Origin of the sequence: Rhodococcus sp. USK13, assembly GCF_018343855.1 — a bacterium.
In the GTDB taxonomy this organism is placed as follows: Bacteria; Actinomycetota; Actinomycetes; order Mycobacteriales; family Mycobacteriaceae; genus Rhodococcus_F; species Rhodococcus_F oxybenzonivorans.
Genome location: NZ_CP069241.1, coordinates 1 through 13976 on the forward strand (window position 1 = coordinate 1; position 13976 = coordinate 13976).

Genomic DNA, 13976 nt, shown 5'->3' on the forward strand with positions numbered 1-13976 from the left:
CTGGTGCTCCGCACCGGGAGACGGAGCGAGTCGCTTCGCTCCCCGCCAGGGAGCCGCTGCGCGGCTCGCAGTCAGTCAATTTCCGTTGCCGTCGATCGAGTCGCTTCGCTCCTCTGAGTTTCCGAAATTAGGTGCAAACCACCGCATTTGATCGGAACGTTCTAACCAGTCCCCGCACCCCAACGAAGCCGGGGAGGCCGGTTGGCGTGCCTGGCTTCGACACCCACTACGCCTCCCCGCGCCGCTTGATCATACCCCACAGCATACCACCCAACACTCAAACATCTCAAACCTTTATAAACTAGACAATCTTCTAAACCTGTTGCTCTACACCATATTACGAATATCACAACCTGGTATTTGTGCATAACTCACGTAAGACCTTATCTGACAACCTTTTATCTAAACATATTGCATACCAACAACTTTAAAAACGGCACCAAACGGTGAAACAGACACCCGTGCGCCCCGCCCCTCACCCCGGCACCCCCACATCACAAACCGGGGACATGTCACCAACCCAGGTCACAACACCATTACGCGTCGATCCGCTCATAACCACCTACCCACCGCACAGGATCCCCAGAATGAACAACAGGGAAGTCAGCAGCGGTTCGCGTCGTACAGCGACGCCCGGGGAGGAAGTGCGTGTGTTCGAGAAATTCACCGATCAAGCCCGCCAAGTCGTCATCCTCGCCGCCGGCGCTGCCCACGCACACCACCAGAACTCCGTCGGCACCGCCCACCTCCTCCTCGCCTCGTCGACGACCCCACCTCCACCGGCACCCACATCCTCACCAACCTCGCACCCCCGCCCATCAGCGACATGCGCGAGCACCTCAGACGCAAACTGACCCAGCAACCCACCCCCGGCGCCACCCACCGCGTTACCGACGCTCTCAACACCGAACACCCCAAAAGCCAGGACACCTCCTCCGGATCGATACCAACCGGCGACCCAACGCGCCGTCACCGGCACGCAATGCCTCCCGCACCGGACTCAGACGTGCACGGACGATGCCTAAGACCTTCGCTGACCACCGACTCCCACATCGGAAACAGCCCCCGAGGCGGTCTGCGGGCGATCAACTTCGCCGCCTTCGCTCGGCCGACACCCGGCAACGCCAGCAGGGCCGTTTCCAGCCCCAGGCAGGCCACCGGGATGGTCGACCAACCCCGTTCCGATCCGGGCGCACCGCCGTCAGAAGGGCGCTCAGCAGCACCGTCCCGGTGTCGAGGAATGCCCGCATCGCCCTCGTCGGGACCTGCACCGACAGGAAGGTCACTCCGATTGGATCCGCGGGGAACCGGTCCGCCTCCCCGCCCGCTCCCCGGTACTCGACCAGGAGTCGAAGTGCGCACCCACGTAGGCATCATCGCCCAGATGCGAGCGACCGTAATACTTCGTCAGCGCCAAGGTCGCGGCAGCATCCGGAGAACACGGGGGTGGTCGGCAACCGCAATGTCACACCCCGCGCCCTCTCACCCCAGGCCCCGGCGGACCGGTGACCGGCAACCGGCGGCGATCAGGCCGACATCGACACTTTCCTGCAAAAAGACCAGGCATAATCGTTCTCTCAACCTTTCCAGGAGGTGTGGTGGAGCCAAGTAGAGGCGAAGTGAACGCCGTTGTCGGGTTCGGTGGGCAGTTCGAGCTTGCTGCGCGGGTAGTACTTGCCAAGCTCTCCACCCTCGAATGGATCCGGGTGGCAGATCCCGAAGCTGGCGTAGCTGATGACTTCCAATTCAAGTCCGGTCCTAGGCGCCACGCGCTGCAAGTCAAATGGTCTCAATCCGCTGGATCATTCACTTGGAGCGACCTCACGAGCGGAGAAGGCGGCAAACCGGGTCTACTTGCGAAGCTGGCCGATGCATGGCAACGCTTGAGGCCTTTGTCGTCCGATCCGCTCACGGTGTATCTGTGTACCAACAATCACGCTTCGAACAGCCCATCGACGGGAAAGACACCCATAGCGCTCGCATCAGCCCCCGGTCCGCGAAGCATGGCAGCATTTGTAGTGCGGTCGTTCGAACCGGTTCAGGCGAAGGTCCGGGGCGGAACAACACTGTGGAGCAATCTTGCCCAACTGCCCGAAGTAGTCCAATGGGCTCCCGTGTGGACGAGGATGCGTGAGCTGACAGGTTTGACTGCCGACGAGTTCGCCAGTTTCGTAGGCGACTTCGAGATGGTATTCGGGCTTCAGCTCGCTGACCCATTGGTGCGTCCGGACCAAGACCCGACGGACCGTGAGGTCCAGCACCTGGCGCAGACGCTTCAGAACATCGTTCGTGATGACGCCAGACAAGTCCATTTGACTCGGGACCAGCTAATGGATCGCCTGGAGTGGTCCGAGCGGCTCCGGTACCGTCACCCTCACCAGTTCCCGATACCAGCTGTCTACACGACGAACGAGGCTGCGAGAGCTGGCTTAGAGACCGCGCTCGGCCAGCTGACGAGAGGCTACATAGCCCTGCTGGGGCCTGCAGGGTCCGGCAAATCCACCCTATTGACGAGCCTACGACTGCACGGGCACGTGGCTCGCTACTACGCATTCGTGCCGGACGCGCCCGATCCGCTCAGCAGCCGTGGGGAGGCGGAGAGCTATCTGCACGACGTATCGCTCGCGCTGGAAGAAAGTGGCCTGCCTCGACAAGGAGTTGGGAACGACCTACCAAGCCAACGGTCTGTACTTCTTCGACAGATCGATGCTGCCGGACTGCGTTGGAAAGATCACGAAGAGCGAACAGTGATAGTGATCGACGGGCTCGACCACATTCCGCGGGAACAGCGACCAAGCCGTTCACTCCTCGAGGAACTACCCGCACCAACTGCGCTTCCCGATGGGGTGTTCGTCGTTCTCGGCACCCAGACCACGTCGATCCTGCCGGCTGTAGTGCGGACGGCATTGGACCAGGACGGCCGAACGGTACCGCTACCGCCACTGTCCAACGACGAGGTGGAACGTGTAGTTGTCATCGCAGGGCTTGACAGCTGGCTCTACCCAGGACAGGTGGCGAAGGTAGCCGAGGCAAGCGAGGGTCACCCGCTCGCCCTCACATACATCCTCCAAGAACTCACCGCGCTGGAATCGAGTGAACCGGACCTCCCCGGCCGACGAGAGCGAGCAGATCGGCTACTCGCCGACGCATCGGGCTACGGCGGCAACATAGAGTCGCGCTACCAGGGATATCTGCAGGCCATCGGCACGGACCACCACGTACTGGACCTCCTCGGCCTGGTTGCCCGGCTTCGTGTCCCGGTAAATATGGATTGGCTATTGACATGGGCCGACTCCTACGCGGTGTCGGCATTCGCTGAACAGGCATACACCTTCTTCCGCCGCTCCGGAACCAACTGGCAATTCATTCACAACAGCTTCCGTCGATTCCTTGAGGATCAGACTGCGAAGGTTGCCGACGAGGTCGATGAGACACGAAACCTTCTATTCCATCAGCGACTTGCTGACATCTGCGCAAATTCTGAGGACTGGAGCCTGTATCGCGATGAGGAGATGGCACACCGATTTCTTGCGAATCAGCACGATCGTGTGCTGACGCTCGCCACGCCCGCCAGGTTGCGCGAGTCGCTCCTTCAGCTCCGCCCTTCGACCACCGTTCGCGATCACGCGCTTATCGCATTGCGATCGGCGACACTAATCGATGACTCACGGTCATTCCTGCTCATGTTGATGTTCCTCAACGAGCTGCACCTGCGGAGTTTTGTGTTGGAGACCGATAAGTACGCCTCAGCGGTGTTCTCGTTCGATCCGCAACTGGCTTTGGAGCATGTCGTCCGCGGCGGTCGACTGAGAATCGAGTTGGGCCCTGCAATCGAGCTTGCGGTTGCATTCGCAGCGGAAGGGGATGTGAGTGCCGCACAACATATCGTGCGCACTTGCGGAGGGCTGGCGGGCCTCGCCAACAACACGAGCCTATCGCCGAATGTTGTGGCGGATTGGGCAGAAGTGACTTGGCGGCTGTCCGGTTTGGAAGCCGTACTAGCGGAACTCGATCACCACCTACCGGCGCCGAAACCGTACACAGCGCCATTACCGGCCTCCACAGACTCGACACGCCGTGAAGAGATCGAGCAAGACATCGACACGGCCGCCTGCCGTAACTGGGCTCATGCGCGATGCTGCAACCTTCTAACTGAAATTCGCGATGACGAAGCTCTGGATCGACTTCTCTCGCTCATTGACGTCCAAGCGTCTGCTAGCTGGCGAGGCCTCGCTCGCTATGTGCGTGCCAAGACCGCCTCGCAAGACCGCGTACCGTCGGAGGTGATGCGGTGGGTCCGTGAGATTACCGCTATCGACGCCGAAAAAATCATACCGGATGAGGAAGAAGGCGACGATGAGGATCTGACCGCGAATCGATCCACTCATGCGCTACCTTTAAACATTCGAGCCGCCGCTGTAGAACTACTCATTCGTAACGGCTTCCACGACGAACCCGAGGTCGTTCAACTGCTGCCAGCGGGCACCGCAGCAGCATGGCCATCCTCGCTGTACGGGCAGCACGGTCTCGATCCGTTCAGCACGCTGATTAGTCTCACATGCATTCGCCATGTACTGCCCGATCCCGCAGGCCTTGACCCGATGCCGCCAGGCAAGTGGTCGTCATCAGGTGACCCCGGCACCGAACGACTTCTGCGCGCCATTCGCGCACTCGCCGAGATAGAAGGGCGACAGCTCGCGGCGGCGGTCGGCCTTGGGGAAACGTCGACGGTCGCGGCACACGCGGGCCCCATTCTTCGCCTTCTCGAAGTGCCGTCGGATCAGACACGCGATTGGACCGGATGGTACAACGTCCAAGATGTCGCGCCCGATCTCTTCAGTCGCGTCGTGCGCCTCGCGGCGGCGTCCGACCCTGGCGCAAAGTTCATGCGCCTTCTCGAAATGTTCGACGAAGCTTGGACTATTCCGGAGCGGGCGCAATATTGGACACCTACACAACAACAAGCTGTAATCATCGCAGCAATCAACGCGGGTCCCGAGGCTCGCGAATGGGCGTTGGAACGACTCCATCGACTCGACGGTATGGTCGATACCCAGTCCCACGATCCCCATTCCCGAGTATCCAACTGGCTGAAACAATCTCAAACCTGGTCAGCAGCCGGCGAACCCCACCTGGCGCGACGATCAGCGCAGTCCGCCGTGCTGGCATCGCTTGGAATCGACTCCAGCGATAAAGACTATCAATTGGTCGAGTGGCTCGCCTGGCTCCGCGCAGCAATCGAACAGGGTGAGCTTACTTCAGTTGAGTTTTCGGAAACTGTGCGTAGGTATGCGAGCCGGATCGCGTCGGCCGCATCCAGCGGTTCCCGCCAGGTAGAGGCAGCTGCCGAAGAGTTGATCTCGCTCATATTCCCCCGCGACGTTTCGCTGGGGTGCGAACTCGCTGAGTGGCTGTGCGACTCCGGAGCGCTCGGCGAAGCGCACGCGATACAGGCTGTGGTACTGGCCGCCTGCCGGCATCCCGACATCCCTATTGTGATCGGCGTAGCCGCTGCAACAGAGTTGCTCTATCCAATCATTCCAGAGCCGACCAGTGGCATTTCGAAGGCAGTAAGTACTCGGAAAAACGAGGATCCAGAAGCCGTTGCAGCACTGAGTCAGGCGACTCGACTGTGGACTGTGAGTCAAGAACGTGCAGATACTACGGATGCCGTGGATGCCGAACAGGGTCACGAGGCAGCGCAGGGGGTGTCCACGCCCAGCACAGACACTTCACCGCCCGTCGTGACAATCGGCGCGCTGCTGACTCATTTGCGGAAATCTGCAACTATCGCCGATAGCCCAGAAGGCGGATGGGACAAAGCCGTGACACGAACAGCCCCGTCATCGGTGCCCGTGGGGATGGCGCGCGCTCTGTTGGAGGAGGGCAAACGTCTAGGTCTTAATGGCATTGCACTCGGAGAGCTCGTAGCTCTAGGTGCGCGTTCCGGTGAAATCGAGGGAGCCGTTAAGACGCTCACCGATGCGCTTAGCCGCATGCCTGCCTATGGTTGGCTCCGGCACTACGATGGTGGCACCAGGCTTGCCCTCTTCGCTTCTGCACTCCGAGACCGGAATCCCAGCTTGGTGCAGGTGGCACGAACGGATCTCGCGACCTCACTTGCCACCGGCGCCTTGTCGGGCCAGATGTCTCCTGACCATATCCGACGGATCGTGGACTTGGTCGCCGGTCCCGACACCGTCGCGCGCGCATGGCCCGATATCGAAGAATATCTCGATGTGGCCGCCCCCGCGGACACCGGCATGCCACCCTCGGCCACCGGGAAAACAGTCGCTCCGTTCATGGCGTTCGCGAATTGGGTTACATCCTATCTCGGCCATCCCATTCGAACCCTCGACTTCGGGGCACGGCGGGCGTTGCAGCTAATCTGTGGACGCGACGAAGCGGTGGGACAATTGGCCCTTGCCCGAGCAATCCGGCGTGGGGGTTGGGACGCCGAAGCTGCAATTCTGGCAATGATCACCGCCCGACCCGCTGACCGGGTATCAAGTCTGCTCCCTGAGCTCACCGTAGCTGTCCAGCAGGTAGCTATCGGCGACGACGGCCTGTGTCGCGACCTCGCTCGTCGACTCGCACACATCCACGATGTGGCCCTACCGGAGCCGAAACGGCGAAGTTTGCCGGGAAGCTATGGGTTGTCGCTACCGCCGCTGCCCGACCGAAGGCCGCCTGAGTTGGACCGCCGGGGAACCCCCCACCTGGATCCAAACGATCCACAACAGATGGTTGCGCCATTCGACGAACCACTACGATGGCTCGCTAGGCTCGCCGAGTTGGAGGAGTCGGCGGTTCTCTATCGCGCAGCCACGATCGCGACCGCCAGCGACCAACGATGGATTCGTGGTGGGCACCGCGCGCACGCAAGTCTGCTCAAGGGTCGCCAGCAGAAGCACAGCCATCGACCGTGGGCCTACATGGCTGGCCGCCGGGCGCTCGGTAACGTTATCGCCGAGCTAGATGATGCCGGCGCCCTGGGCGTCCTACCGAAGCTGCCCTCCTACTACCTTAGGCTTGTGGACGAACGGCTCTCGGGCATCGAACCATTCCCGCTGCCCTCATGGGTGCCGCTACCTTGGCGACCTGCAAATACACGAGACTACGACACAAGTGGCTGGTGTTCAGAGGTCTCACAGGCTGCCGCGCACTACAAGGACGAATACTCCTCCACCACAACATATGTACTTGCAGAATGCGGCGAGTGGCGCAGCCTCGAGTGGGGAAGGCCAGAGGAGGAGCGTCGAATCTATGCATCGCACCGAACTGCCTCTGCTACAGAGCTATTAGATGAAAGCTCAGCTTGGGAAGAGTCCCTGGCGGATGCACTTCGATACCCGCACCAACCTGACCTCGACTGGAATCATCAAGAACTGATATTGCGTGGCCACGAACACTGGACCGATGCACCACATACTACCTGGCTCGCCCTCCACCCCGCCGTGGGCCACAGTATTGGCTGGACGCCCAGCCCAGAAATTCTGTTTACCTGGACAGGAAGCGACGGTGACTGGCGCGCGCGAACAGTCCTTTTTGTTCGCGGCCAACTCACCCACCAACCACCCATGAGCGCGGCATGTACGGAGACATGGCAGGTGCAACTCAGCGAGAAAGGCTATAGCGAGCTAAAATCCAACTTTCCCTTTCTCCGCCGGGAGTTGCAGGTGACCCGTACGCTCCCGCAGAGCAGACGAGAAAACCGTCTCGCACAGACATTGTCACACCGAGTTGAATTGGTCGACACGGCAACGTAACCGGTGAGCCGTTGGCCTCCCTGGTCAGCGCGGGATCCTCCACCGAAACTCCGGCGACTGCGGACCGATGGATGGCGGATCGACCATGCCGAAGCCTTTCAAGTGCGCGCCTCGGGCGTGCATCGCCTCGGTTCCCGACGTGAGATCCGTCGGGCAGCGCGCACACGATGTCGTCGACCTCGTCGACCTCGTCGACCTCGTCGACCTCATCTGGGTCTCGACTGCGAACTGTGCTGGGGATGGCGTGGCCCCCTTGAGTAGGTCCGGGTTGTTCAAGAGTCCTGATTGCCCTGATGAGGGCGGAGAAGGGACGATAGGGATCATGGCGGGACGCAAACGTCACTCGGCGGAGGACATCGTGCGCAAGTTGCGCCGGGCCGACGAGTTGGCCGCAGAAGGAAAGAACGGTGAGGAGATCGCCGCCGCACTCGAGGTGTCGGCGGCGACGTTGTACAACTGGCGTCACCAGTACTCGGGTATGGACGCCGACGCCGCGAAGGAACTCAAGGAGCTGCGGGAGCAGAACAGCCGGCCGGTTGATCGAGGGCTTGGAGAAGGCATTCGCGATATGGGGTGGTCCGCCGCTGGTGCTGCGCATAGATAATGGGCCCGAGTTCATCTCGGAAGCACTGCGGGCATTCTGCGCTGGTTCGGTGGGGGTGTCCTACATTCCGCCGGGTACGCCGTGGAACAACGGGTTCATCGAGTCGTTCAACAACCGGTTGCGTGATGAGTGCCTGAACCGCAACTACTGGCCTACGCTGCTCGAGGCTCGCGTGGTGATCGAGGATTTCAAGGACGACCACAATCATCGGCACCGGCATTCGGCACTCGGGTACAAGACTCCTGCCGAGTACGCTGCCGGATGCACCCATCGGCACCAGTCGGTGGCGTGCGAGATCGACTGATCGACTGCACTGTCGCTTGCCAGGGTGATGGGACCACCTCGTTGCCACGAGCATGGGACCACCCGAAGATGTCATCGAGCATCGACCTCGCCTTCTGAACTGTCAACCGCGCCATGCCCCAGACGGGTGCGTTGCCGATAGGACGGGCCCTCGATGACGAGGGTGTGCGCCGAGTAAGTGAGCCGGTCGATCGCCGACTGCGCGAGCAGGGCGTCGGTGGTCATCGACAGCCATTCCGACGGTTCCCTATTCGAGCTGACGATCGTCGCCTTGCGGCGATGCCGCTCGACGACCAGTTCGTAGAAGTCATTGGTCTCGGTGGCGTCGAGCGGGCGAAGTGCGAAATCGTCGAGGATGAGCAAATCGACGGTGGCGATGCGCCGCATCTCCGCTTCGACCGTGTTATCCAGCCTGGCGGCGCGCAGCCGGGCGAACAGTTTGTCGGCTCGGGCGCAGAGCACCGTCATTCGGCACCGGATCGCGACGTGTCCGAGGGCGGTCGCCAGGTGCGTCTTGCCGACTCCGACCGGTCCCAGAACCAAAACCGAGTGGCCGGCCTCGGCGAACCGCAGCGAGACCAGATCCGACAGCAGGGATCGGTCGTAACGCAGGTCGTCGAGAGCGTTCCAGGTGTCGATTCGCATCGACTGCTCCAGGACGGCCTTCGCCGAACGCAAAGTTGCCGAGCGTGATTCCCTCCGGGATACCTCGTCCGCGAAGAGCAGTTCCAGGAACGCGACGTGGCTGAGTCGGTGCTGGCGGGCCAGGGCGAGGCGCTCGGGCAGGGTGTCCTTGAGGGCGCCGAGTTTGAGGGTTTTGAGGATCGCGATCAGGTCGGCGCCGACCGGGTCCACCGGCCCGGCCGCCGGTGCGGGTGGGTGGTCATCGCGTCTCCTCCGTGTCGCCAGCGCCGCCGACGATCACCGTCAGATACCCGGGCCGCTCGGCCGCAACCCCGGTCCCTGTAGTGGCAGGGGTGGTCCGCTCGGTGGCAGGGTCGATCCCCGCAGTGGCAACGCGGGCCCCGGTGGTGGGCGTGACGGTCCTGTCGGTGGCGAACTCGGCGGGATCGCGGGTGAACCTGGACGGTGCCGCCGATCCGGCGGCCGGGAGCAGCGGCGTCGTGTTCTCGGTGGCCCGTTCGAGCATCGAGGCGATCTTGCTCACCGACACCACATCCAGATCCAACGCCGTCGAACACGCCGTCTCGACCGGGCCAGGCCCGTAGCGGCGGACCAGCCCGAGCAGCCGGTAGACCGCCCGCATCCGCGTCCAGGGCAACCGGTCGTCGAGCAGCCGTTGCGCGTAGATACCGACGGCGGGGCCGTGCCCGGTGCAGGTGCCGATCAGTCGGTCCAGGTCCTTCCATCGCGTATCCGACCTTCTCGGTGGGCAGATCCTCCGGGTCGGTGCTCCGCCCGCCAGCGGGCTGGCGGGGGTGCACCTTCACCAGGGTTCCGCGCAGATAGAACTTCACCAGCGCACTGTCCGCCCGGGCCTCGAGCGTACTGCCGATCCATTGTCCCGGGATCGAATACAACGCCTTGGCGACCTCGGCATGAAAGTCGCGGTGCACCTTGACTTGTTTGAAGATCGGCACGTCATAAGTCGGTTGGGACGGGCAGCAGCATCGGCGCTTCGTCCTCGTCGAACACCTCGAGTGGGCGGGCAGCGGTGATGCCGTGCATCCGCATCCCCGCGGTGTCACGGCACCATGCCTCGGCCCGATGTTGCGCCTCCGTTAGATCTGCGAAGTGTTCACCAGCCCAGTAGTTTCCGCGCACATATTGCGTCGCCCTCTCGACCCGGGGTTTGTCTTTCGGCGACCGGATCCGCGCCGGGTCGGTCACGAACCCGGCGTGCTGGGCGTAGTCCAGCCAACCCTGCGACAACCGCGGGTTGATCGCGTCCGCGTCCGCCACTACCGGCCTCAGGTTGTCGGGGATCAGCACCTTGAACACACCGCCGAAGAAGGTCCACGCCGCCTCACAGCCGGCGATCACCGCGACCAGGGTCTGCGAGTACCTCACCCACACGAACATATGCCGCGAGTACACCGCGGTGAAGACCAGTGCATGGACCTTGCGTCGCCGCCCGGTCTCCGCATCGGTCAGGTAGCCGAGGTAGCCGAAGTCGATCTGGCATTCGCTGCCGGGATCGCCGTCGACGATGCGGACGGTGGTGTCCTTCCGGCCGAAACCGCACCGCTCGGTGGCGAATCGGTGCAACGTCCGATACGGGACCACACAGCCCTGACGGGCCAACAGCGTATCGATCTTGGTGATCGTCAGCGGCGGATGGTTCCCGTCGCCGGCCACCCACGCCCGGATCTGGTCCTCGAACCCCAGCAGCCTGTCCCAGGCGGGCCCGTGTCCGTTCGGGCGGGTCGGGCGCACCGCCTCGATCACCGTCCCGATCAGCCCGTCGTCGAGGGCCTCGACACCGTCGTCGCGCTGCAGGCCCGCAGCCTGCGCGGCCTCGACATACCGACGGGCCGTCTTGCGGTCCACCCCGCAATGCGCCGCGATCGTGCGCAACCCCGGTGGCCGGGACCCAGGCACCCCGAGCCAGACGCGGAGCACCTCCTTGACTTCGTTCACGTTGACCTCCCGAAACGCCATGCCCGTCCGCCTTCGTGACCGGGGATACCGACACGACGATCAAACGAGCGATCCGACGGGACTTCGGCGCGACGCGCCGGGTGGTCCCATAACTGGCAATCCGAGTGGTCCCATGAAGGTGGCAAGAATCAGGTCAAAACGGTCCCATGCTCATGGCAGGCGACAGCACGTAGGAACCGGCTCTAGAAAGTACCGGACCGACTATCGGGGACCCTGCCACTGCCACACGACCGTGGACGGAATGGGCTCCCCGCGCAGCATCGGCTCCCACTTCGAGAGACACGACCGGTTACGTCGCAGGTCATACGAGCCCGAACGAGCGTCGTCGCGCAGTTCGGCGAGCGTCAACCCAGGAAGTCATGACCCGAAACCAGCTTCTATATCACAGGTTTCGCCATCTGGCGACCCGCGTCTCACGTGTTTGCCGGCCACGGACCAGACCGCGGAATCAGAAGAACGAACCTGCATAATTGCCCTGTGCACACGATGACGACTCCTCCGTCCGATCTCACCGAAGCGGAGGCTCAAGTAATCGAAGCAGCCCAGTCAGGACAGTTTTGCAACCTCGCCAGCGATGTGCACCTCGATAGCACTCCGGCAACAGCGGACGGGACCCGCCGGCCGATCCGCGCTGCGCTGCTTTCCCTACTACTTTCAGATACATATCCAGGAATTAAGGTTCAGCGAGTATCCCTAAAAGGAGCCGCCATCGTCGGAGAATTGCGACTAGAAGGGGCCCAAATAGTTTCCACCCAATTAACAGATTGCCGCGTCGAGCGTGCACTATTTGGCAAATCGAAGTTCACTGGAGCCGCAGTGTTCAATCGTACCGAGTTTAGCGGAACAAGTATATTCAGCAACGCCACTTTCGTCCTCAATGCACAGTTTAAAGGTTGCACTTTTGCTAATTCGGCCGTGTTTGATAACGCAGTTTTTAATGCAGCCGCAGATTTCACGCGTGCCAAATTCTTTGCACTCGCCGATTTTAACAATGTCGAGTTTGGAGGAAAAGCCGATTTCAGTCGGAGCCTTCTAAATGAGTCGAGCATATTTAACGACGCGAGATTCAAAACCATATCGGACTTCAATGATGCTTCATTTCTGGGGACCGCCAACTTCAAAAACTCAACATTCGAAGGTACCTCGCGATTCAAGAATGTAACCTTCGCTTCGTCAGCCAGTTTTTTCGAATCCATTTTCAAAAAAGATTGTCGATTCAACGAAACGCTATTTGCGAACGGTGCCGGGTTTTCGTCTGCAACTTTCACGGGAACAGCCGGATTCAATAAGAGCCGATTCATTCATAAGGCGTGGTTCAAAGACGCGCGGTTTCTTAGCGACGCGCGATTCAACTATTCGGTCTTCTCTGACGAGGCGATCTTCAGGAGAGCAGTTTTTACAGGAGCAGTTTCATTCCAGGAAGCATACGCAAAGGATTGGAACCTTCGAGGTTCCGAACTTAGTTCCGAGATCGACGGGCTTGCAGGCGACAGCATTAACTTGGATCAGGTGTCAATCACGTCTCGAACCGATATAACATTGCTCGCGGAGCAGGTGTCCTGCGTCAGGCTGATAGCCCGCGGTGGCGTACACGCGAAAATCCGCGCCTTGCGCGTCGATATGTCGGACGCCGACTTTTCGCAGAGCAGCATCGTCGAAGGGGTATCCGAGCTGAAATTTACTATCCCCGATGCAATTCCAATCGATCCGAAATTATCCGACGAAGTGAAGTCCATCCGCCAAAGTGCCCATTACCGCATCCACACGCGCGCATCGAATTTCGATCAAGAAATTGCATCTCCGAAAAACACAAAGATACTTTCATTAGAACGTTCAGATGTCTCGGGATTATCGATATCTGATGTGGACATGACCCAGTGCACGTTCTCAGGCGCCCACGGGTTGGATAAACTGAGAATCGGTTACGGTTGCATCTTCCAACGGGTTCCAGACCGCGAAAAATACAGCCGAATCTTTCGCCGGTCGGAGCGAAACATCATCGCCGAGGAGTTGCTTTGGCGTCGTGCACATAGTCGAGGCTGGGGACCAACGCCCGCAGACGACACGAAAATTCCGGATGGAATTCGCGTAGCCTCCATCTACCGGGAATTAAGAAAAGGTTTCGAGGATGCAAAGAACGCACCGGGAGCAGCTGATTTCTACTACGGAGAGATGGAGATGCGCCGAATCGCCAGTCGCGGCCGGAAGAGTAAGGATGGGCAGTCGTCGATATTAGGAAAACAATCTTTAATCGAACGCTCCTTGCTTTCGATGTACTGGGCGATATCCGGATACGGTCTGCGCGCATCCCGGGCAATTATTTGTCTATTTATTCTTTTGCTAGTATCTGCCATACTATTTACCCTGCCGACCTTCGCGACGATTGTCCCATTGCCTGAGCGCGCAATAGCTGTCGACATGACTAATGGCCAGTTCCTTTTCGTCGCTGAAAGCACTGGGAGACAGACTGCGAGCTTGGCTCAGGCATTCCGTTTCGTAGCACAGGAAGGTGTATCGTTGCTACGCCCAGTGGGTACATCCGCTTTGCGTACAACAGGTCCGGGCACGGTTCTCGATTACATCATTCGGCTGGCGTCCCCTGTACTCCTAGCACTTGCTGTACTAGCTGTTCGAGGAAGAACAAGGAGATAGTCGAGAAGAACTTGTTGACACCGTCT

Annotated in this window: 7 protein-coding genes and 1 pseudogene; 4 read left to right on the forward strand and 4 right to left on the reverse strand. The window is 60.6% G+C overall.

Annotated features, from left to right (window positions below; genetic code table 11):
• Positions 1–1619: 1619 nt before the first annotated feature.
• The 3 genes from JQT59_RS00005 to JQT59_RS38130 all read left to right on the forward strand — a co-directional run bounded on the left by JQT59_RS00005 (position 1620) and on the right by JQT59_RS38130 (position 8677).
• On the forward strand, positions 1620–7769 hold the full coding sequence (locus JQT59_RS00005; protein ID WP_213570944.1) for a P-loop NTPase family protein: 6150 nt from the start codon (positions 1620–1622) through the stop codon (positions 7767–7769).
• A gap of 85 nt (positions 7770–7854) precedes the next feature.
• Complete coding sequence (locus JQT59_RS38125; protein WP_502939673.1) at positions 7855–8373, forward strand: transposase; 519 nt, start codon at positions 7855–7857, stop codon at positions 8371–8373.
• Complete coding sequence (locus tag JQT59_RS38130; protein WP_502939675.1) at positions 8357–8677, forward strand: integrase core domain-containing protein; 321 nt, start codon at positions 8357–8359, stop codon at positions 8675–8677. Before JQT59_RS38125 ends, JQT59_RS38130 begins: the two co-directional genes overlap by 17 nt.
• Before the next feature lie 71 nt (positions 8678–8748).
• On the opposite strand, the gene istB is transcribed toward JQT59_RS38130, so the two are convergent.
• From istB to istA, 4 genes and pseudogenes are all read right to left on the reverse strand, one after another.
• The gene (istB, locus tag JQT59_RS00015) at positions 8749–9531 is read right to left on the reverse strand and encodes an IS21-like element helper ATPase IstB (protein ID WP_249353551.1); all 783 of its coding nucleotides are present in this window, start codon (positions 9529–9531) and stop codon (positions 8749–8751) included.
• Between the two features lie 28 nt (positions 9532–9559).
• Complete coding sequence (locus JQT59_RS38135) at positions 9560–9943, reverse strand: transposase (RefSeq protein ID WP_502939677.1); 384 nt, start codon at positions 9941–9943, stop codon at positions 9560–9562.
• Between the two features lie 217 nt (positions 9944–10160).
• Positions 10161–10385 (reverse strand): annotated as a pseudogene (locus JQT59_RS38140) (Mu transposase domain-containing protein); the annotation flags it as partial.
• On the reverse strand, positions 10279–11298 hold the full coding sequence (gene istA, locus JQT59_RS38145) for an IS21 family transposase (protein WP_502939679.1): 1020 nt from the start codon (positions 11296–11298) through the stop codon (positions 10279–10281). The gene istA and the pseudogene JQT59_RS38140, both read right to left, overlap by 107 nt.
• Before the next feature lie 486 nt (positions 11299–11784).
• On the opposite strand from istA, the gene JQT59_RS00025 reads away from it, so the two are divergent.
• The gene (locus JQT59_RS00025; protein WP_249353633.1) at positions 11785–13950 is read left to right on the forward strand and encodes a pentapeptide repeat-containing protein; all 2166 of its coding nucleotides are present in this window, start codon (positions 11785–11787) and stop codon (positions 13948–13950) included.
• Positions 13951–13976 lie beyond the last annotated feature (26 nt).

Excerpts from the sequence above, each read along its gene's own strand:
- JQT59_RS00025 (WP_249353633.1), top strand. The coding sequence starts at position 11,785 with ATGACGACTCCTCCGTCCGATCTCACCGAAGCGGAGGCTCAAGTAATC.
- istA (WP_502939679.1), bottom strand. The coding sequence starts at position 11,298 with ATGGCGTTTCGGGAGGTCAACGTGAACGAAGTCAAGGAGGTGCTCCGC.
- JQT59_RS38125 (WP_502939673.1), top strand. The coding sequence starts at position 7,855 with ATGCCGAAGCCTTTCAAGTGCGCGCCTCGGGCGTGCATCGCCTCGGTT.
- JQT59_RS38135 (WP_502939677.1), bottom strand. The coding sequence starts at position 9,943 with ATGCGGGCGGTCTACCGGCTGCTCGGGCTGGTCCGCCGCTACGGGCCT.